Source organism: Actinoplanes italicus (assembly GCF_003001815.1).
In the GTDB taxonomy this organism is placed as follows: Bacteria; Actinomycetota; Actinomycetes; order Mycobacteriales; family Micromonosporaceae; genus Actinoplanes; species Actinoplanes italicus.
Genome location: NZ_PVMZ01000006.1, coordinates 42470 through 63633, shown reverse-complemented (window position 1 = coordinate 63633; position 21164 = coordinate 42470). Strand labels below are relative to the sequence as shown.

Sequence of the window (21164 nt, the reverse complement as noted above, 5' to 3'; positions counted from 1 at the left end):
ATGTCGTCGCTGCTGCCCACCCTCCCCGGCCACTACTACACCGACCCCGCGATCTTCAGCGCCGAGCAGGAACTGATCTTCGAACGGATGTGGTTCTGCGTCGTCCGCGGCTCGGACGTGGCGAACCCCGGCCAGTACCGCACGGTGACTGTGGGGAGGGAGAGCGTGCTGGTCACGCGGTCCCGTGACGGCGCCGCCCGGGCGTTCCTCAACGTGTGCCGCCACCGCGGGGCCCGGTTGTGCGGCGACGAGGCGGGTTCGGTGAAGCGGACCTTCCGCTGCATGTACCACGCGTGGGCGTACGACCTCGATGGTCGTCTCGTCGCGGCGCCGAACCTGGTGAAGATGCCGGACGTCGACCGGGTGGAGTTCGGCCTGCGCCCGCTGCAGGTCCGGGAGTGGCTCGGTTACGTGTGGGTATGCCTGGCCGACGATCCGCCCTCCTTCGAGGAGGACGTGATGGGCGCCTGCGTCGAACGGCTGGGCGACCTCGACGCGATCGACCGGTACCGGCTGTCCGAACTGCACGTCGGCCGGCGGATCCGCTACGACGTCCGGGCCAACTGGAAGCTGATCATCGAGAACTTCATGGAGTGCTATCACTGCGCGACGATCCATCCCGAGCTGGTCCGCGTGCTGCCGGAGTTCGCCGGCGGGTACGCGGCGCAGTACTACGTGGGTCACGGTGCCGAATTCGGACCGGACATCTCGGGATTCACCGTCGACGGTGGCCCCGGTGTGACTACCATCGAGACGATCAGCACCGAGCAGGATCGGCGCTACTACGCGATCACCGTGAAACCCCAGGTCTTCATCAACCTGGTGCCGGATCACGTCATCCTGCACCGGATGTTCCCGCTCGCGGCTGATCACACGATCGTGGAGTGCGACTGGCTGTTCCGCCCGGATGTGATCGACTCGGGAGTGGATCTCGATCCGTCGGTGGAACTCTTCGACCGGGTGAACCGGCAGGACTTCGAGGCGTGTGAGGCGTGCCAGCCCGGGATGGCGTCGCGGGCGTACGCCGCGGGCGGGGTGCTGGTGCCGAGCGAGCACCACATCTCCGCCTTCCACGGGTGGGTCCGGGATCGCCTCGGAAACGAAAACCCTCGGGGGTAAATAACGGGACTCGCTCACACGGCTGCGCGGACTGCCCTAGCTTAGGCCAGGTCTAAGTCGGGCAAACCCGTATGAAGTGGAGTGAGTCGTGCGCTGTTTCCGCTCGTCCAGAGTCGCGAGGGGCGGTCTCTGGGCCTCCGCCATGCTCTCCATCGTGGCCGCGGTCAACTCGCCGGGAGCGTTCGCGGCCGACAGTGAGCCTCCGTACACGCCGCCGCTGGCTCTCAACGGCACCGCTTCGCTGATGTGGCGAGCCGGCGACGACGAGCGGGTCATCCGTCTGACCGACGGTGGCTACCGCCAGACCGGCTCGGCGTGGAGCATGCAGCAGATCGACCTGACCGAGTCGTTCGAGACCCGGTTCACCGCCCACCTGCGCGGCGGCCACGGTGGCGCCGACGGCATCGCGTTCGTGGCGCAGAGCCAGAGTCCCCGCGCTCTCGGCGGCTGGGGTGGCGGTCTCGGCTACCGCGGGATCCGTGACAGCGTGGCCGTCGAGTTCGACATCTACCAGAACCAGCCCGACCCCAGCAGCAACCATCTCGCGGTCTCGCTCGGCGGAAACCCCGACCGGTACGACTCGGCCGCCGAGTCCTCGATCCCGCTGTACGGCAAGCCGTTCCAGGTCCGGGTCCGTTACGACGCCGACAACTGGCGGCTGCAGGTCTTCGTGCGTGCCCTCACCCCCGGCGCTCCCGAGGAACTGATGCTCGACCAGAAGGTCGCCCTCGCCAACCGGACCGGCGCGAGCAGCGGCTGGATCGGCTTCACCGGTTCCACCGGACATCTCACCGCGCGCCAGGACGTCTACGAGTGGACGGTCACCACGCCCCAGGCGTGAGTACCCGCCATCCGCCGGGGGGCCAGCGCCCCGGCACCTTCCCACGCTCCGGCCCGGCCCGGACCGGGCCACCATGCCCGATCGGAGAACGACATGCCCACGGTCGACCGTGTGCTTCCCGACGAGACCGACGCCGTCATCGACATCTCGGTCATCCCGGCTATCCCCGACCTCCCGGACGACCCTGAGGACGGCGCCGAACCGGAACCGAGGATCAGCGTCATCGTCCCGGCGCTCAACGAGGCGCAGAACCTGCCGCACGTCTTCGCCCGGCTGCCGCAGGTCGACGAGATCGTCCTGGTCGACGGCGGCTCCACCGACGACACCGTGGCGGTGGCCCGGCGGCTGCGCCCCGACATCCGCGTGGTCGTGCAGAACCGCAAGGGCAAGGGCAATGCCCTGGCCTGCGGGTTCGCCGAGGCGACCGGGGACATCATCGTCATGATCGACGCCGACGGTTCGACCGATCCGCTGGAGATCCCGCGCTTCATCGAAGCGCTGCGCGAGGGCGCGGACTTCGCCAAGGGATCCCGGTTCCAGCCGACCGGCGGCAGTGCCGACATCACCCGTCTGCGGCGGGCCGGCAACAAGTGCCTGAGCATGCTGGTCAACGTCCTGTTCCGGACCCGCTACAGCGACCTCTGCTACGGCTACAACGCCTTCTGGGCACACTGCCTGGACGTCTTCGACCTGGACAGCACGTCACCGGCCCCGGACAACGCGGACGGGCGGCTCTGGGGTGACGGGTTCGAGATCGAGACCCTGCTCAACCTGCGCGCGGCCCGCGCCGACCTGAAGATCACCGAGGTCGCCAGCTTCGAGCACAACCGGATCCACGGCGTCAGCAACCTCAACGCCCTCACCGACGGGGTCCGCGTGCTGCGTACCATCGCCCGCGAATGGCGGCCCCGCAAGGCCGGCAGCCGGCGGGTCGCGGAACGGCAGGCCCGATGAGGATCGGCATCGTCTCGAACGCCTACCACCCCGACATCGGCGGGGTGGAGACCCACGTCAAGCGGCTCTGCGCCGGCCTCATCGCGGCCGGCGACGAGGTCGAGGTGATCACCCAGCACGCCGTCCGGTCCGTGGAGGCCGTCGACGGCGTGCTCGTCCGCCGTTTCCCCCTCACCGTCCCGGCCGGCAACTACCGGCTGTCCGTGCCGCTGTGGCGCTGGCTGCGCGCCCACGCCGGCGAATACGACGTCCTGCACGCGCACAGTTACCACGCCCTCGCCGCGCTCTGCGCCGCCCTGGGCAACCGTGCCCCGCTGGTGTTCACGCCGCACTACCACGGCACCGGGCACACCCGGTTCCGGGCCGCGTTGCACCCGCTCTACCGGCCGCTCGGCCGGACCATCATGAACCGGGCCTCCGCCGTCGTCTGCGTCACCTCGGCCGAACGCGAGCTCGTGCTGCGCGACTTCCCCGGGGTCGGCACCCGGGCCGTGGTCATCCCGAACGGCACCGACCCGCGCCCGGCCCGCGGCGGCTCGTCTCCGCGTACCCGCCGCATCCTCTGCGTCGGACGCCTGGAGCAGTACAAACGCGTCGACCGGGTGATCCGGGCGATGACCCGGCTCGGCCCCGAGCACCGTCTCGATGTGGTCGGCACCGGCCCGGCCGGTGACCGCCTGCGCCAGCTCGCCGCCAACCTGGGGCTGGCCGGCAAGGTCGTCTTCCACGGCCGCCTCGACGACGCCGCCTTCGACTCCTGCCTCGCGCAGGCCTCGGCGGCCGTCTCCGCCTCCGAGCACGAGGCCTTCGGCATGGCCGTCGCCGACGCGCTCGCCGCCGGGCTGCCCACCGTGGCCACGCCGATCCCGGCACACCGCGAGGTCGCCGGGCTGGCCGGGGACAGCGCATGGCTCCGGTTCGCCGACCCGGACGACGAGAGCGCCCTGGCCGCCGCGCTCAAGGACGCTGCCGCGCTCGGGCGGACCCGCCCGGCCATGCTGCCGACCTGGCCGGACGTGGTCGGTGCGACGCGCAACGTCTACGCCGCGGTGGCCCGCCGCACCGTCGGCGCGAGCGCCGGCGCCCGATGAGCGCTGCCACGACCAGTCCCATGATCGAGCAGCAGGACGGCCGGGATCCCGGACCGGCGCCACGTGCCTGGACCGGGCCGGTCGCCGCCGGGATCGCTCTCACGATCACCGGTGCCGCCGGGGCCACCGCCCTGGCGGTCGCCTACCGGCAGGCCGAATGGGGGCAGGACGGCGCCTTCACCTGGTTCTGGGCCGGGATGCTGGTCTTCAGCCTGCCGGCCGCCTACTGGGCGGTCCGGCGCGACTCCAGCGCCCGGCTGCGCCTCGCCGTCCTGATCGGCTATGCGTGTTTCACGTACCTGCCGAAGCTGTTGCGCAACCCGGCCGGCCCGCTGTACCACGACGAGTACGCCCACTGGGGACAGAGTCAGGACATCGTCCTCGACGGGGTGCTCTTCCAGCAGAACCCGATCATCCGGGTGATCGGCGACTACCCCGGTCTGCACGCGACCGTCGCCTCGCTGGCCACGCTGACCGGCGTCACCGTCTGGCACGCCGCACTGTTCGTGCTGATCCTGGCGCACGTGCTGCTCACCCTCGGTGTCGCCGTCCTGGCCGGGCAGTTGTGGCCGGACCCGCGGATCGCCGCCGCTGCCGCGATCGTCTACAGCCTGAACAGCTCGTTCCTCTACTTCGACACCCAGTTCGGCTACGAGTCGCTGGCCATCGGCGTGATGGTCTGGGCGCTGGCCGCCGCACTAGGTGCCGTCCGGTCCACGGGCACCCGCGCCCGGGCCGGGTGGTCGGCCGTGATGCTGCTGCTCACTGTGGCGATCACCGCGACGCACCACCTGACCGCGCTCTGGCTGACCGGGATGCTCGGGCTCGTCGCGATCGCCTGCACGGTCCTGAAGGCGCCCGCCCGGACCGCGTGGGTGCTGACCGCGCTGGCCGGTGTCTCGGTCGCGACCTGGATGGCCGCCGTCTCACCGCGTACCGGCAGTTACCTCGAGCCCTACCTGGGCCGGGCGCTGGGCCAGTTCAGCGGCCTGGCCGGCGGCAGTTCCGGAAGCCGCACCCTGTTCAGCCAGTCAGTCGCTCCGTGGTGGGAGCAGTACGCCGCCTTCGCCGCTCCCGGGGCGGCTCTGATCGCCACCGCCGGCGCGGCCGTGCTGTGGTGGCGCCGACGGAGCGTCACCGATCCTGTCACCCGGGCGTGTTCGGGCGCGATGCTGCTGCTCGGCGCCCTCTACTTCCCGGCGACGCTGCTCATCCTCACGCCGAGCGGAGCCGAGGGCGCACGCCGGTCCTGGGCGTTCAGCTACCTCGGCATCGCCGTGGCGACCGCCCCGTTGATCATCGCATTGCTGGAGCGTTCGCGTCGGCGGATCAGCGGATCAGGTGCACTTCTTCTCGCCGCGTGTGCGCTGGTCATGGTCGGGAACACGGCGGCCGGGATGAACCCGTCGTACCGTTTTCCCGGCCCGCCGGTCTTCGGCGCCGACACCCGGGCCGCCACACCGGAGCTGCTCGCCGCCTCCGACTGGCTGCGCGAGACCCACGGTCGCGGGGCCCGCCTGGTCGCTGACCGCTACTCAGGACTGATCTTCGGGTCCTACGGGGAGCAGGAGCCGACCACCGGCTCGGAGAGCTTCCCCACGTACGACCTCTATCTGGCGAAACCTGGACGGCCGATGCCACCGGCGCTGCTCGCACAGCTGCGCGACTGGCGCTTCGAATACCTGGTGGTGGACCGCCGGATGGCCGAACAGGTCCCCGAGATCAAGATCTATTTCGAGACGAACGAGCCGATCCCGCACGACGGCCGGCCCGGTTTCACCCGGGCCCAGCTGACCAAGTTCGACACCCTGCCCTGGCTGATCAAGGTCTACGACGGACCGCACATCGCGATCTACCGCTTCGACTTCGACAGCCTCGGGCAGCGCATCCGCATGGGAGCCCGATGACCTACCGGCTGTTGCTGGTCGCCTACGTCGGACTGGCCGGCGTCCTCCCCGCCGGCGGCCGTCCCTGGCTCGCCGTACCCCTCTGCCTCGCCGCCACCCTCGCCACCGGTGCGTTGTGGACCCGCGCGCTGTCCGGGATCGCCGCCGAGGCTCCGATACCGGCGGTACGCGGTGGCCTCGCCGCCGTCGCCGGACTCATCACCTGGCCGCTGATCGCGCTGATCCTGCACGCCGCCGGGCAGCCGGTGCGGCCGATCCCGCTGGTCATCGGGTGCGCGGTCCTGGTCACGCTGCTCGGCGCGGCCGCGATCCTCCGGGACCGCCGGCGTTCCGCGCGCCGGGCCGCCGCAAAGGCCGGCCTGCCCACCCAGCGCAGGCATGATCCGGGTCCCCTCCCCGCCGAGAGCTCTCCGGACCACGACATCGATTTCCCACCCCCTCGGCGGTACGTCCGGACGACCGCGGCGGTGACGATTCCGGTGGTCCTGGCGGTGAGCGTCGGCGGGGTGACGGTCCGTGGCTACCTGAACGCGTCCCGCCCCGCCGAGCCCGGATACCTGAGCATCGCCCTCAACGGCTGGGCCGCCGCCATCGACACCCCGGTCACCGTCCCGGCCCGCGGCCTCGTCGTCCCGGTCCGGGTCAGCAGCGCCGGCCTGGGCACCACCACCCTCCCGCTGCGGTTGCGGGTCGGCGGCCGGGTCGTCGCGAGCCGCCCGATGACCGTGAACGCCGACTCGGTGCGGTCGCTGACCGTCTACGTTCCGGCGCTTCCGGCGGACGGCTGCCTCCACCCGGTCGACATCAGCGTCGGCGACACCAGCACCGGCTTCTACGCCCGCGGCCACGCCGGCTCGGACCCGGTCGGGCGGACCACCGCCGGCGCCGCCCTGACCGGCCCCGGAGTCCGCCCTCGCGCCGCGCGTGCGCCCGAGGGACGGGACCCCGGCGTTGGCCGTGCGCCGGCGAAGCGGCGCGTTGCGGCGGCAGCGGAGCGGGCCGCGTGCTGATCAGCGCGGTCCGGCGGCTGTCCAGGGACTCCCTGGCCCGCAACAGCCTGCTCATCATGGCGACCACGGTGAGCAACGGCGGCCTCGGCTACGTCTACTGGATGCTGGCGGCACGGTCGGTTCCGCCGGACCGGATCGGTACCGCGACCGCGGTCATCTCGGCCGCCACCGCGGTCAGCATGATCGCGAACCTGGGCGCCGGGCACATGTTCATCCAGCGCCTGCCCGGCAGCGACACCGCCACCTGGTCCCGGATCGTCGGCTGCGGCCTGTTCCTCGGCTCGGCCGCCACCGCGGGCGCCGCCACCGTCGCGGCCCTGGCCGTACCGTCGCTCTCCGGCAACTTCGGGTTCCTCACCGGCCCCGGTGGCACGACCGCCCTGGTCACCGCCGCGATCGCGGTCACCCTGACCACGCTGCTGGACAACCTCTACGTCGCACACCGGGCCGGACACGGCATGCTGATCCGCAACCTGGCGGTGGCCGCCGGCAAGATCGTCACACTGATCGCGGTCCTGGCCGCCGGCATGCACGGCGCCGGGGCGGTCCTCGTCTCGTTCGTCCTGCCCACCCTGTTGATCAGCCTGGCCACCATGGCGATCGGCCCCCGTCGGCTGCGCCCGGCCCCGGAGCGACCCGGCGAGGCCGGTCCGCTCGCCGGGCGGTGGCGGGCGGCGGCGACCGGGCTGCGGGACGAACTGCCGCACGTCCGGGCCGCGATCACCGGCCATCACCTGATCAACCTGACCCAGGCAGGCCCGGCCGCGCTGCTGCCGGTACTGGTCACCGCCCGTCTGGGCCCGGACGCGAACGCCCACTTCTATCTCGCCTGGATGACCGCGTCGATGCTGTTCATGGTGTCCCCGGCGGTCGCCTCGGCCCTGTACGCCGAACGCACCAACGCGGCCACGGTCAGCGTGTCCCGGGCCGCGCTCGTGGTGCTGGCCGTGGTCGGCGCCCCGGCCACGGTCCTGTTGCTGGCCGGGAACGAGATCCTCGGCCTGTTCAGCGCCGGGTACGCGATCGAGGGCGCGCCGCTGCTGCGGATCCTGGTGCTGGCCGCGCTGCCCGACGCCGTCGCGAACCTGGCGGTCGCGCACTGGCGTTCGCGTGGCGAGTTCCGGCTCTGCCGGCGGCTCAACCTGGTCCGCGCGGTCACCTGCCTGTCCCTTGCCTGGCTGCTGCTGCCCACCGCCGGGGTCACCGGGGCGGGCGCCGGCTGGCTGGCCGGTCAGACCGCGGCCGCCCTCCTGGTCGCGGCTGTGGCCCTGACCCGCCGCAAGACCCCGGCTGTGCCGGACCGCGGTCTCACCGAGCCTGAGACAGCGGTCCGGCACAGCCGGCCAGCCAGTGGCGGGCGCACGGTGGGCGTACCCCACGGGGTCGGGAAGCGGCGGCAAGCCGGCGGCGAGGCACCCACCGGGAGAAAACGATGAAGATCCTCCATCTGTCGAATCTCTACGCGCCGGTGATCGGCGGGCTGGAGCGCAGCATCGCGACCAGCGGCGAGGAGATGGTCCGGCGCGGGCACGAGATCACCGTCCTCACCCTCGCGACGCCGGCGGCGCCGGACGACGAGATCATCAACGGGGTACGGGTGATCCGCGTCCGCAGCGTGGCGAACACCCTCGCGCCCGGGCTGAACCGGGACCCGCGCAAGCCGTTCCACCCGACCACGGCCGACCCGCTGACCACCGCCGAGATCGCCCGGGTGCTCCGGTCCGGTGACTACGACCTCGTGCACAGCCACGACTGGCTGATGTACAGCTACCTGCCGCTGCATCCGACCCCGCTGGGCCGCCCGCACGTGCACACCGCCCACGACTTCGGGCTGACGTGTGTGCGCAAGACGTTCGCCCGGGAGGGCCGCCGCTGCGACGGGCCGAGCCTGGGACGCTGCGTCCCGTGCGCGGCCGGACAGTACGGGACAGCGAAGGCCGCCCTGCTCACCGCGGGGCTGCGGGCCCACCGGCACCGCGGGATCGACTGCCTCACGGCGATCTCGAACTCGGTGGCGTCGGCGCTCAACCTGGCCCGGATCCCCGGCGAGCTGCCGGTCAAGGTGATCTCCAGCCTGGTCCCGGACGGGCTCGACGAGCTGGCCCGCACCACGCCCCGCCCGGACTGGCTGCCGGAGCGGCCCTACCTGCTGTTCGTCGGTCAGCTCGGCCCGCACAAGGGCATCGACGTGCTCTTCGACGCCTACCAGAAGCTGTGCGCCGACTGGCCCGGCCCGGACGCGCCGCCCGAGCTGCTCTGCCTCGGCACCCGCCGGGAGGACACCCCGCCGATTCCGGAGGGCGTGCGGGTACGTACCGACGTGCCCCACCCGCAGGTGATGTCGGCCTGGCGGCACGCCGCCGCCGGTGTTGTCCCGTCCCTGCTGGAGGGCATGGGCCAGGTGGCCGTCGAGGCGATGCTGGCCGGCGCCCCGCTGATCGCCTCCGCCTCCGGCGGCCTGCTCGACGTGGTCCGCGATGACGGCGTCAACGGTCTGCTCGTGCCGCCCGGCGACGCGGAGGCCCTGCACGCCGCGCTCCGGCGCGTACTCACCGACGGTGACCTGGCGGCGCGGCTGCGCGTCGGCGGTCACCAGCGCGGCCTCGACTTCACCGCGGCCCGCGTCGTCCCTGTGATCGAGGAGGTCTACCGTGCCTGCATCGCCACCGCCGCCCGCTGAGGGCCACGCCGAGGCCAGGGCCTACGCCGAGCTGCTCGCCGCCGGTCCACGGATCCTGGTGGTCGGCTCCGGCTGGCACTTCCTGTCCGGCATCAGCTACTACACCTGCCGGCTCAGCAACGCGCTCGCCGAGCGGTACGAGGTCGGCGCCGTGCTGATGCGCCGCCTGTTGCCGGCCCGGCTCTACCCCGGCCGGGCGCGGGTCGGGCACTCCCTCGCGGAACTCCGCTACGCCGAGGACGTACGGGTCTTCGACGGCGTCGACTGGTGGGCGCTGCCGAGCCTGCTCCGGGCGGTGAAGTTCCTGCGCCGGTTCCGGCCGGACGTGCTGGTGCTGCAGTGGTGGACCGGGGCGGTGCTGCACTCCTACCTGGTGCTCGCGGTCGCGGCCCGGCGGCTCGGGATCCGGGTGGTCGTCGAGTTCCACGAGGTGCAGGACACCGGCGAGGCGCAGCGCCGGTGGGCGGCACGTTACGTGCAACGGTGCATCCGCCCGCTGCTGCGCCGCACCGACGGGGTGGTCGTGCACTCCCGGTACGACGAGGCGGCTCTGGCCGAGGCGTACGACCTGGCGGCGGTTCCGGCCGAGGTGGCGCTGCACGGGCCGTTCGACCACCACCTGCCGGACCGTCCTGTCCGCGAACCCGGGGACGACGTGTGCCGGCTGCTGTTCTTCGGCACGATCCGGCCGTACAAAGGTCTCGAGGATCTGATCGAGGCGTTCGCCGACCTGGGCCCGCAATACCACCTCACGGTGGTGGGGGAGACCTGGGAGGGCTGGAACCTGCCCGGCCGGATGATCGAGGAGTCGCCGGTCCGGGACCGGATCACGTTCGTCAACCGGTACGTCACCGACGGCGAGGTGAACGAGTTCTTCGCCGGCGCCGACGTGGTGGTGCTGCCGTACCGGCGCAGCTCGGCCAGCGGCCCGCTGCACATCGCGATGAGCCACGGCCTGCCGGTGGTGGTCACCGCGGTCGGTGGCCTCGTCGAGGCCGCCGAACACTACAGCGGCACGGTCTTCGTCCCGGCCGAGGAGCCGGCCGAACTGCGTGAGGCGATCACGCTCGCCGCCGGCCTGACCGGACGGCGGCACGCGGATCCCTCCTCATGGGGGCGTACGGTCGATGCGTACAGCCGCCTGTTGTCCCGGATCGGGATCGCTCAGGATCCCTCACCGGCCGACAGTTCGACGTCGTCGAACCAGACGCTGCCGCTGTTGTCACCCGACTTGAGGTGAAGCTGCACGCTGGTCGCCCCGGCCGGGGCGACCGAGTCCACGGTCAGCCTCGTCCAGTCGCTGTCGCCCTTTGCGACCTGTTTGGACGAGGTCTGGCCGAGCCACCGGTCATTGATGTCGAACCAGCTCAGCGCCATCTCGTTGGAGCCGGTCACCCGCACACCGCGGGCCCACGCCTCGGCGTGCCAGGTCTGCCCGGCCCGCACCGGGTCGACCGGCGAGGTGCGGATCGACGGCAGGCTGGAGCCGTTGCGCACGGTTCCCGACATCCGCGCCGAAGCTCCGCCGGTGTGGGCGACGCTCCGGTCCCGGGCCGCGACCCCGGTGTCGGACAGGTACGGCCGCCACGGCGAACTGTTCGGTCCCGCCTCGAAACCGAGGTCGAGCAGACCGTTCGTCAGAGCACCGCCGGTCCACGCGGTCCGCACCACCGACGCGGCGAACTTGGCCGTCCCGTCGGCCCGGTACAGACCGAACTTGTACTGTGCCGGAACCTTCGACACCTGTGAGTTCGACGGGATCGCGCCGTCCGCGAAGTCGTACAGCGTCCACGGCGCCACCGACCCCACCCCGGCCCGCCGCGCCGCCGCGAACACCCGGGCCAGGTAGGCGCCCTGCTCGCCCTCACTGGTCACAGCGGTGCTCAGCCCGGTCTCGCCGATGACGATCGGGTCCGGGGCGACCGCCTCCTGGGCGCGCCGGATCTCGGCCAGCGCCCGCTCCGAGTTGCCGTAGAAGTGGTAGTCGTAATAGTCCAGCGGGGTGTCGACGAGTGACGCCTTGATCCGGGCCAGCCCGGCCGCGCCGCTCTGACCGTCCACCGACAGGGTCAACGGCATCTGCGGTACGGCCTCGCGCACGGCCGGGATCAGCCGGCGCACCCAGGACACGGCCGCCGGGTCGGTCGAGACGAACTCGTTCTTCAACTCCACCGACAGCACCCGGCGGTCGTCGGCGTACGGCGCGAGCACGGCCTTCGCCCAGGCGGCGCTACCGGCCGCGTCCGAGTAGGCGGACCACCAGTCGAACAGGGTCAGCTTGACCGTCAGGCCCTGCGAGTCGGCGATGCTGATGAACTTGCGCAGGCGATCGGCGTAGTCGGCCCGGGGACGCGGGAAACCGAAGGACTGCGGGAACACGATGATCCGTACGTTGTCCGCGCCCAGCGCGGCCGCCTTGGCCATGTCCTCCTCGAGGCGGACCGGGTCGAAAGAGGTCCACATCGCCGACCAGCCGGCGTTCGACGGGTAGTAGTTGACGGTGCGGGCGGACGTCACCGCGGCGAGGCGGGACTTGAGCGTCACCGTCGTCTCGTCCGACGCGGTCACCGGCTGCGACGTCGTGTCGGAGGCGGGGTGGATCCTGGCCGCGGCTTCCGATCCGGAGGTCGGAGCCGCGACCGCGAGCAGAAGCGATGAGGCGAGGATCGCCGTGGCGCGGGCAGTTCGCATGGAGGTTCGTCAGCCCTTTCAGGGGTCGGTGTCGGCCTCTCAGATCGGTTGCCGGACCCGTGTTGATCAGGGCTGTGTCGATGCAGTGCGGTTGCGGTCCAGGGGCGTGCCGGGTACACGCCTTCATTCCGGCGCCCGGTGGCCCGATGGTTTCCCCCTCGGGCCACCGGCGGCCGGTGATTCGCGCGGGCGTTCAGCCTGGGTAGTGCCTCGGGGTGAAGACCGCCGTGGTGCCGTCGCCGCGGGTGACCGCGCGGGTCTGTGACGAGCCGATGATCAGCAGGCAGCGCATGTCGACACTGGTCGGATCGAGCGCGGACAACGTGGTGATCCGCACCGACTCCTCCGGGCCGCCGACGTCCCGGCCCACGACCACCGGCGTGGCCGGGCCGCGGTGGCCGCGCAGCAGTTCCAGGGCGCGGACCAACTGCTCCCGGCGGGTCTTCGAGGCCGGGTTGTAGACGGCGACGACCAGGTCGGCGGCGGCCGCGGCCCGCAGCCGGGACTCGATCACCGACCACGGCTTGAGCCGGTCCGACAGCGACAGGATGCAGAAGTCGTGGCCGAGCGGGGCCCCGGCCCGGCTCGCCACCGCCTGTGCCGCGGTCAGGCCCGGAAGAACCTTGATCGGCACGTCACGCCACTGCGGATCCTCGGCGACCTCCAGCACGGCGGCGGCCATCGCGAAGACACCCGGGTCACCGGACGACACGACCGCCACCCGGCGGCCCCGTTTCGCCAGGTCCAGGGCGAACGCGGCCCGCTCCGCCTCGACCCGGTTGTCCGAGGAGTGCCGTCGCTGACGCGGGTTCGGCGGAACCCGGTCCACATAGGGGCCGTAGCCGACCAGATCGTCCGCGGCGGCCAGCGCCTCCTGGGCCTCCGGGGTCAGCCAGTGCCGGGCGCCCGGGCCGAGCCCGACGACCGTCACCCCACCGGTCCCGGCCCCGCTCATCGCCGCGGTCCCGGCCGCCGCGGCGTTGGCGGCCTCGAGGCTCACCAGATCGGTCGCGGGCTCCGCCGGGGTGTGGACCGGGCTGCTGAGCAGCACGTCCAGGCCGGTGCTCGCCCGCTCCTCGGAGAAGGCGGTGGCGGCCGGGCTCGGCAGCAGGGCCAGGGAGAAGTACGGAACGGTCGCCGGATCGACCTCGCGCAGCGGGGCGGACCGCTCCCGCGTGGTGGTGGCACGCTCCACATACCACGCGTCGTCGAGCCTGCCGGCCTGCTCCAGCGCCTCCCGGACCCCCTCGAAGGTGCGGCCCAACTTCATCACGGCGGCCGAGTCGGTGGCCGCCAGACGAGCGGCCAGATCCTTCGGCTCGAGCGTGCCGGGCAGGACGGTCAGCACCTCATCGCGCTCCATCAGCGGACGGCCCAGCACCGCCGACGCGGCGCTCACCGACGTCACACCGGGGACGACCGTCGCGTCGTAGCGGCCGGCCAGCCGCTTGTGCATGTGCATGTAGGAGCCGTAGAAGAACGGGTCGCCCTCGGCGAGCACCACCACGTCGCGCCCGGCGTCCAGATGGGCCGCCAGCCGGGCCGCCGACTCGGCGTAGAACTCGTCGATCGCGCCCTGGTAGCCGCCCGGATGGTCGGTCGTCCCGGTCGTGACCGGATAGATCAGGGCCTCCTCGATCTGACCGGCCCGCAGGTAGCCCTCGGCGATCGCGCGGGCGTTGCTGCGCCCGTGCCGGGCAGCGTGGTAGGCCACCACGTCGGCCGCGCCGATCAGTCTCGCCGCCTTGACCGTGACCAGTTCCGGGTCGCCGGGGCCCAGTCCCACCCCGAAGAGGCGCCCGGTCCGGGCCGGGACGTTGTCAGCCGCCGCGGCGTCGCCGCGGGCTACGTCGTTCGTCATGTCTTCCGTTCCGGCCTATTCGGCTTCCGAGGCGAGCGCGTTCACCGCGGCCGCGGTGATGGCGCTGCCACCCCGGCGTCCGCGGACGATCAGGTACTCCAGGCCGGACTCCGCCAAGGCCTCCTTGGACTCGGCCGCACCGATGAACCCGACCGGGACACCGATCACCGCGGCCGGCCGTGGCGCACCCGCCGCGACCATCTCCAGCAGCCGGAACAGGGCGGTCGGGGCGTTGCCGATCGCCACCACGGAACCGCCGAGCCGGTCGCCCCACAGGTCCAGCGCGGCCGCGCTGCGGGTGTTGCCGATCTCCGCGGCCAGCGCCGGGACGGCCGCGTCTCGCAGCGTGCAGATCACCTCGTTGGCGGCCGGCAGCCGGGCCCGCGTCACCCCCGACGCCACCATCTCGGCATCGCACAGGATCGGGGCACCGCCGAGCAGGGCCTTGCGCGCCGCCGTCACGACGCCCGGACTGAACCGGACGTCCTCCACCAGATCGACCATCCCGCAGGCATGGATCATCCGGACCACCACCCGCGACACGTCCTCCGGCAGCCCCGACAGGTCCGCCTCGGCCCGGATCGTCGCGAACGACCGCCGGTAGATCTCCGCGCCGTCGCGCACGTACTCCATGTTCAGGGCCTCCTCGCCACAGCAACCGCGTCTTCCAGCCCGCCTGGCCGGAGCCGCCCGGGAACCGGCCCACCTGGCCGGGCCCGCCCGGGAACCGGCCCGTCCGCCGGGAGCCGCCCCGGAACCAGCCTGTCTGTTTCGGCTGGGACCGGGGCCGGCGCCCCCGCGACCGGCCCGTCCGTCCCGGTTCGACCCAAGGCCCGTGCGTCCCCGACCAGCCCGTCCGTCAACGGCTGGTCAGCGTTCGCACGGGCTTTGACCAGCCCGTCCGCTGCCGGCCTGTCCGCCCCGGTGTCGGCCGGGAACGGATCGGCGTGGCCGATCCTGGGCGATCCGGACGCCCGGGTCGATGGTCCGACCGGTCCGGATTCACCGGCCGCCGGACGCGGATCATCGACCGGACGCTGATCGTCAACCGGCCGCGCAACGCCGACCGGCCGCGCGGCCGGGACATGCACACCCGGGTCGCCGTCGGTGGCCGGGAGGCGGGTGATCAGATATCCGTCGCCGGTGGCCTCGGCACGCACGTGCCTGCCCGCCGGACTGCCACACGCCCGGGCGCACCCGGCCCAGTGCACCGGCAGCCCGTCGACGAACCGGGCCGCGGCGGCGGCGTCGGCACGCACGTCGGCCAGCGACTTCGCGCAGCCCGGGCGGCCGGCGCAGGCGGTCACCCCCGACCACGGCGAGCCGGGCGTCACCGCGAGCCCGGCACCGGCCAGACGGTCCGCCCAGGCGGACGCCGCCTCCGGCGCCACATCGGCCACCACGATCCCGCGCCAGGGCGTCACGACCAGCAGATCCGCGTCTTCAAGGACCTTCATCGGTACGCCGGACAGCCGCCCCAGCGGCACCAGCGCGGCCACCGCGGCGCGCCCGTCCTCCTGAGTCAGCACTCCGACCAGGTCGCCTGGCTCCGGGGCGTCGGCCGCCGTCGCGACCGGCACGGGGACCGGAGTCAGGCCGAGAGCGGCCACCACCCGGGCGGAGACACGGGCCGGACCGCCGGTCAGCTCACGCAGCCGCCACGCCGCGGGCCCGTCACCGCGCTGCGCCGCGCGTTCGGCCAGAAACGCGTGAGCCGCCGTGACCAGCACCGCCACCACATCGTCGAACCCGGCCCGAACCCCCGTGTCGTGCCCCGCGAACCGGATCGCGAAAAGAGCACCGGAGCCGGGACCGGTCGCACGCGTTCCCGCCCCCGGCGTGCCGGAGCCGAACCGGTCGGCCCCGGCTGGGCCGGGGACGAGGAGATCGGCCTGGGCCGGGCCGGGGCCGAACCCGCCGGCCCCGGCTGGGCGCTGGGCGGGAACGACGGTGCGCGAGGAGTGCGTGGTGACCGGGATCGCGGCCACGTCGGCCGCGAGGGGCACCTGGCCGACGGCGAAGAGGAACTTGCCCGGCAGCGCGGCCAGCTCGGGATCGGCCCGGATCGCGTCGTCCAACCGCTCCACGAGAGCGCGGAGCCCGGCGTCGGCCAGTGGCGGCGCCGCGATGTTGCGTACGTTGTCATGGGTTGTCGAGGGCAGCAGACCGGCGGACCGCAACCGGGTCGCCAACGCCGGAGCATCGCCCTCTTTCAATGCCCTGAGCTGCAGGTTGGCCCGCGAGGTCAGCTCCAGATGGCCGTCGCCGAACTCCTCGGCCAGCTCGCGCAGCGAGCGCAACTGAGCGCCGGACAGCATCCCCCCGGGCAGCCGCACCCGGGCCAGCATGCCGTCGGCCGCGGCGTGCAGCCGCAGCGCGCCCGGACAGGCGTCGGTGTCGGACGAACGGGGAGTCATGGCCCGGATACTACGTCCGGCCCCCGACAGGGATTCACCTCCGTCGTACGGTGGGTCGGGAGCGTCACAGCGCCCGTTCCGCCTTGACGCGGGACACCGGGGTTCGGAAAGGTTAGGGGTCAACGAGCGGCGACGCCGCGGAGGAAGCCGGTGCGAGTCCGGCGCGGTCCCGCCACTGTCACCAGGGATGCCCTGGGAGCCAGGAACTCCGGTCGCCGTGGAATCCGTCTACCCGGGGCGCGGACCCCGAGGGGGAGTGCGCGCGTGTTCCTGCTGCTGTCGACGTCCGACACCGACCTGCTCAGCGCCCGGGCCAGTGCCTCGGCCTGGCGCCCGGCCAACCCGGCCCGCACCGCGGTCGACGACCTGCCCGCCCTGCTCGACGGTGTCGAGCTGGTCGTGGTGCGCATCCTCGGTGGCCGCCGGGCCTGGGAGGAGGGCCTCGACGCGCTGCTCGCGAGCGGCCTGCCGGTCGTCGTCCTGGGCGGCGAGATGGCGCCCGACGCCGAACTGATGAGGCTGTCCACGGTGCCGGCCGGAGTGGCCGCCGACGCGCACACCTACCTGGCGCAGGGCGGCGCGGAGAATCTGGCGGCGCTGCACGATTTCCTCTCCGACACGGTGCTGCTGACCGGCAACGGGTTCGCGCCGGCGGTCGAGACCCCGCAGTGGGGGCTCCTGCCGCGCGAGCATGCCGCCGAGGGCCGTGAGACGGTCGCGGTGCTCTATTACCGCGCCCACCACATGGCCGGCAACACGGCTTTCGTCGAGGCTCTCTGCCGGGCGATCGAGGCCAAGGGCGGCCGGGCGCTGCCGATCTTCACGGCGTCGCTGCGGACCGCTCCGCCCGACCTGCTGGCCGAGCTGCGCAAGGCGGACGCGCTGGTGGTGACGGTGCTGGCGGCCGGCGGCACCCGTCCGGCGACGGTGAGCGCGGGCGGTGACGACGAGGCGTGGGACGTGGGCGTGCTCGCCGACCTGGACGTGCCGATCCTGCAGGGCCTGTGCCTGACCAGCTCGCGGGCCGCGTGGGAGGCCAGCGACGACGGTCTGTCCCCGCTGGACGCGGCGACGCAGGTGGCGATCCCCGAGTTCGACGGGCGGATCATCACGGTGCCGTTCTCGTTCAAGGAGATCGACGAGGACGGGCTGTCGGTCTACGTGGCCGACCCCGAGCGGGCGCTGCGGGTGGCCGGGATCGCGGTGGCGCACGCCAGGCTGCGGCACGTGCCGCCGTCCGAGCGCCGGATCGCGCTGATGCTGTCGGCCTATCCGACGAAGCACTCGCGGATCGGCAACGCGGTCGGTCTGGACACCCCGGCGTCCACGGTCGCCCTGATCAAAGCTTTCAAGGAACGCGGCTACCAGGTCGGATCCTTCTCCGGCTACGACGGCGACGGCCTGATCCACACGTTGATCGCCGCCGGTGGACAGGATCCCGACTGGCTGACCGAGGAGCAGCTGTCCGAGAACAAGGTCAGGATCTCGGGCTCTGTCTACGGATCCTGGTTCTCGACCCTACCGGCCGATTTCCGTGAACGCGTCGAGCAGCACTGGGGGCCGCCACCCGGCGAGCTCTACACCGACGACGGCGACATCGTGCTGGCCGCCCTGCGCGACGAGAACATCGTGGTCATGGTGCAGCCGCCGCGCGGTTTCGGTGCCAACCCGGTCGCCATCTACCACGACCCCGACCTGCCGCCGTCGCATCATTACCTGGCGGCGTATCGCTGGCTGGCCGACGAGTTCGGCGCGCACGCCGTGGTGCACGTGGGCAAGCACGGCAACCTGGAGTGGCTGCCCGGCAAGAACGTCGGCATGTCGGCCTCCGACGGCACCGATGCGGCCCTCGGCGACCTGCCGCTGATCTACCCGTTCCTGGTCAACGACCCGGGCGAGGGCACCCAGGCCAAGCGCCGGGCGCACGCCACGCTGGTGGACCATCTGATCCCGCCGATGGCCCGGGCCGAGTCGTACGGCGACATCGCCCGCCTGGAGCAGCTGCTCGACGAGCACGCCAACATCGCGGCCCTCGACCCGGCCAAGCTGCCGGCGATCCGGGCGCAGATCTGGACCCTGATCCAGGCCGCCAAGATGGACCACGACCTTGGCCAGCAGCACCGGCCGGACGACGAAGAGTTCGACGACTTCATCATGCACATCGACGGATGGCTGTGTGAGGTCAAGGACGTGCAGATCCGCGACGGGCTCCACGTGCTCGGCGCGGCGCCGACCGGTGAGGCGAGGATCAACCTGGTCCTGGCGATGCTGCGGGCGCGGCAGATGTGGGCCGGCAAGGTGGCCGCGCTGCCGGGTCTGCGGGAGGCGCTGGGCCTGCCCGAGGACGCTTCGACGGCGGAGACCGACCGGGTGGAGGCGGAGGCCCGCGATCTGGTCACGAAGATGGAGGAGGCAGGCTGGCCGACGGCTGTTCCCGACATCTCGGACAACGCCGACGTGCGCCGGGTGCTGGAGTTCGCCGCCACCGAGGTCGTGCCACGCCTCGCGAGGACGACCGACGAGCTCACCCACGTGCTGCACGCGCTCGACGGCGGCTACGTCCCGGCCGGGCCCAGCGGTTCCCCGCTGCGCGGCCTGATCAACGTGCTGCCGACCGGCCGCAACTTCTACTCCGTCGACCCGAAGGCCATCCCGAGCCAGCTCGCCTGGGAGACCGGGCAGGCGATGGCCGAGTCGCTGCTCGACCGCTATCGCACCGACCACGGCGACTGGCCACGCTCGGTCGGCCTCTCCGCCTGGGGCACCAGCGCCATGCGGACCGCGGGCGACGACATCGCCGAGATCCTGGCGCTGATCGGTGTCCGCCCCATCTGGGACCCGGCCTCCCGGCGGGTCACCGGCCTCGAGCCGATCACCGCCGAGGAGCTCGGCCGGCCACGCGTCGACGTGACGGTCCGCATCTCCGGCTTCTTCCGGGACGCGTTCCCGCACGTGGTGGCACTGCTCGACGACGCCTTCCAGCTGATCGCCGAGCTGGACGAGCCGGACAACTACGTCCGCGAGCACGCGCTGCGCGACCAGGGTGAACACGGCGACTGGCGGCGCGCGCGGACACGGATCTTCGGGTCCCGCCCCGGGGCGTACGGCGCCGGCATCCTGCCCCTGATGGACAGCCGGAACTGGCGCGACGACGCCGATCTGGCCGAGGTCTACGCGGTGTGGGGCGGGTTCGCCTACGGCCGCGACCTGGACGGGGTGCCGGCCCGGGGCGACATGGAGAACGCCTACCGGCGGATCGACGTGGCCGCCAAGAACATCGACACCCGGGAGCACGACGTCCTCGACTCGGACGACTACTTCCAGTACCACGGCGGCATGATCGCCACGGTGCGCGCGCTGACCGGTAAGGCGCCGGCGGCGTACATCGGTGACTCCACCAACCCGGACCGGGCACGCACCCGCAGCCTCACCGAGGAGACCGCGCGGATCTTCCGGGCCCGGGTGGTGAACCCGCGCTGGATCGCCGCGATGCGCCGGCACGGCTACAAGGGCGCCTTCGAGCTGGCCGCCACCGTCGACTACCTCTTCGGGTACGACGCGACGGCCGGCGTGGTCACCGACTGGATGTACGAGCAGCTCGCCGCCAGTTACGCGCTCGACCCCGAGAACCAGGAGTTCATGCGGCAGTCCAACCCGTGGGCGTTGCACGGCATCACCGAGCGCCTGCTGGAGGCGGCCGACCGCAAGCTGTGGGACTCACCCGAGCCGGACACCCTGGCCGCCCTCCAGCAGCTCTACCTCGAGACCGAGGGCGACCTGGAGGACGGCCCGGCCTGACGGTTGCCGGTGCCGCGTCTACCGATCCCGGCGGCGCAGCAGGTAGGTGTCCATGATCCAGCCGTGCTGCTCGCGCGCCTCGGTGCGCGTCTTGACGATCTCGTCGGCGACCTCGGACACCCGGCCGGAGGCCAGCAGCTCGTCGGGCGTGCTGACGTACGCCCCCCAGTAGATGTCGGCGTCCGGGTGTGCCGTGAAGGCCTGCTGGGCGTCGAGCATCACGACGACGTCGTCGACGCCTTCCGGCCAGCCCTCGGCAAGCCGCCGGCCGGTGGTGACCTGGAATGGCTGCCCGACCCGGTTGAGCCCGATCCGGTGCTTGGCAGCGAGGGCGGAGACGCTGCTGATGCCGGGGATGACCTCGAACTCGAACTCGACCGCCCCGCGATCCAGGATCTCCTCCAGGATCGCGATCGTGGAGTCGTACAGCGAAGGATCGCCCCACACCAGGATGGAACCGATCTCCTCGTCACGCAGGTGCTCGACGATCAACTCCTCCAGGACCAGGGAGCGCCGGTGCCGCCAGTCGTTGACGGTGCCGGTGTAGTCGGCGGGGGTGCGGTCGCGGTCGGGGTCGCGGCCCTCGACGATCCGCTTGCGCGGCTGCGAGTAGCCACGGATCAGCCGTTCCCTCAGGTCGATCAGGCTCGCCTTGGTCTCGCCCTTGTCGAGCAGGAAGAAGACGTCGGTGCGTCCGATCGCCTTGGCCGCCTGCAGGGTCAGATGGTCCGGGTCGCCCGCGCCGATCCCGACTACACAAATCTTCCGCACGCGACGAGTCTGCCTCACGCGCGG

Annotated in this window: 15 protein-coding genes and 1 riboswitch; of the genes, 10 read left to right on the top strand and 5 right to left on the bottom strand. The window is 72.3% G+C overall.

Features of this window, described 5'->3' with window-relative positions:
* The 9 genes from CLV67_RS16495 to CLV67_RS16455 all read left to right on the top strand — a co-directional run bounded on the left by CLV67_RS16495 (window position 1) and on the right by CLV67_RS16455 (window position 10842).
* Entirely contained in the window at window positions 1–1119 is a 1119-nt protein-coding gene (locus CLV67_RS16495) for an aromatic ring-hydroxylating oxygenase subunit alpha (protein WP_106319830.1), read from the top strand.
* A gap of 154 nt (window positions 1120–1273) precedes the next feature.
* Window positions 1274–1960, top strand: coding sequence for an L-type lectin-domain containing protein (locus tag CLV67_RS16490; RefSeq protein WP_249037952.1), 687 nt, complete (start codon window positions 1274–1276; stop codon window positions 1958–1960).
* A gap of 93 nt (window positions 1961–2053) precedes the next feature.
* Window positions 2054–2914: a glycosyltransferase family 2 protein gene (locus CLV67_RS16485; protein WP_106319227.1), complete on the top strand. Its 861-nt coding sequence runs from the start codon at window positions 2054–2056 to the stop codon at window positions 2912–2914.
* The gene (locus CLV67_RS16480; RefSeq protein WP_106319225.1) at window positions 2911–4005 is read left to right on the top strand and encodes a glycosyltransferase family 4 protein; all 1095 of its coding nucleotides are present in this window, start codon (window positions 2911–2913) and stop codon (window positions 4003–4005) included. The genes CLV67_RS16485 and CLV67_RS16480 overlap by 4 nt, the downstream gene beginning before the upstream one ends.
* Window positions 4006–4025: 20 nt before the next feature.
* Window positions 4026–5912: a hypothetical protein gene (locus CLV67_RS16475; RefSeq protein ID WP_239166927.1), complete on the top strand. Its 1887-nt coding sequence runs from the start codon at window positions 4026–4028 to the stop codon at window positions 5910–5912.
* On the top strand, window positions 5909–6922 hold the full coding sequence (locus CLV67_RS16470; RefSeq protein WP_106319223.1) for a hypothetical protein: 1014 nt from the start codon (window positions 5909–5911) through the stop codon (window positions 6920–6922). The genes CLV67_RS16475 and CLV67_RS16470 overlap by 4 nt, the downstream gene beginning before the upstream one ends.
* Window positions 6916–8358 carry a lipopolysaccharide biosynthesis protein gene (locus CLV67_RS16465; RefSeq protein WP_249037951.1) on the top strand — a complete coding sequence of 481 codons (1443 nt, stop codon included), beginning with the start codon at window positions 6916–6918 and terminating at the stop codon, window positions 8356–8358. The genes CLV67_RS16470 and CLV67_RS16465 overlap by 7 nt, the downstream gene beginning before the upstream one ends.
* Window positions 8355–9602: a glycosyltransferase family 4 protein gene (locus tag CLV67_RS16460; protein WP_106319221.1), complete on the top strand. Its 1248-nt coding sequence runs from the start codon at window positions 8355–8357 to the stop codon at window positions 9600–9602. The genes CLV67_RS16465 and CLV67_RS16460 overlap by 4 nt, the downstream gene beginning before the upstream one ends.
* On the top strand, window positions 9574–10842 hold the full coding sequence (locus CLV67_RS16455; RefSeq protein ID WP_239166928.1) for a glycosyltransferase family 4 protein: 1269 nt from the start codon (window positions 9574–9576) through the stop codon (window positions 10840–10842). Before CLV67_RS16460 ends, CLV67_RS16455 begins: the two co-directional genes overlap by 29 nt.
* Here the strand turns inward: CLV67_RS16455 and CLV67_RS16450 are convergent.
* From CLV67_RS16450 to CLV67_RS16435, 4 genes are all read right to left on the bottom strand, one after another.
* On the bottom strand, window positions 10767–12293 hold the full coding sequence (locus CLV67_RS16450) for a carbohydrate binding domain-containing protein (protein ID WP_106319219.1): 1527 nt from the start codon (window positions 12291–12293) through the stop codon (window positions 10767–10769). The genes CLV67_RS16455 and CLV67_RS16450 overlap by 76 nt on opposite strands.
* 193 nt (window positions 12294–12486) lie before the next feature.
* A complete protein-coding gene (locus CLV67_RS16445; protein ID WP_106319217.1) occupies window positions 12487–14154 on the bottom strand; it encodes a precorrin-2 C(20)-methyltransferase in 1668 nt (555 codons plus the stop codon).
* A gap of 15 nt (window positions 14155–14169) precedes the next feature.
* The gene (locus tag CLV67_RS16440) at window positions 14170–14787 is read right to left on the bottom strand and encodes a precorrin-8X methylmutase (RefSeq protein WP_106319215.1); all 618 of its coding nucleotides are present in this window, start codon (window positions 14785–14787) and stop codon (window positions 14170–14172) included.
* 2 nt (window positions 14788–14789) lie between these two features.
* Window positions 14790–16571, bottom strand: coding sequence for a precorrin-3B synthase (locus CLV67_RS16435; RefSeq protein WP_106319213.1), 1782 nt, complete (start codon window positions 16569–16571; stop codon window positions 14790–14792).
* A gap of 140 nt (window positions 16572–16711) precedes the next feature.
* Window positions 16712–16780: riboswitch (cobalamin riboswitch) on the top strand.
* 55 nt (window positions 16781–16835) lie between these two features.
* Between CLV67_RS16435 and cobN the strand changes: the two genes are divergently transcribed.
* Window positions 16836–20369, top strand: a complete 3534-nt coding sequence (gene cobN / locus CLV67_RS16430; protein ID WP_106319211.1) for a cobaltochelatase subunit CobN — start codon at window positions 16836–16838, stop codon at window positions 20367–20369.
* A gap of 18 nt (window positions 20370–20387) precedes the next feature.
* On the opposite strand, the gene cobF is transcribed toward cobN, so the two are convergent.
* Window positions 20388–21140 (bottom strand): precorrin-6A synthase (deacetylating), encoded by a 753-nt coding sequence (gene cobF, locus CLV67_RS16425; RefSeq protein WP_203737825.1) that lies wholly within the window; start codon window positions 21138–21140, stop codon window positions 20388–20390.
* Window positions 21141–21164 lie beyond the last annotated feature (24 nt).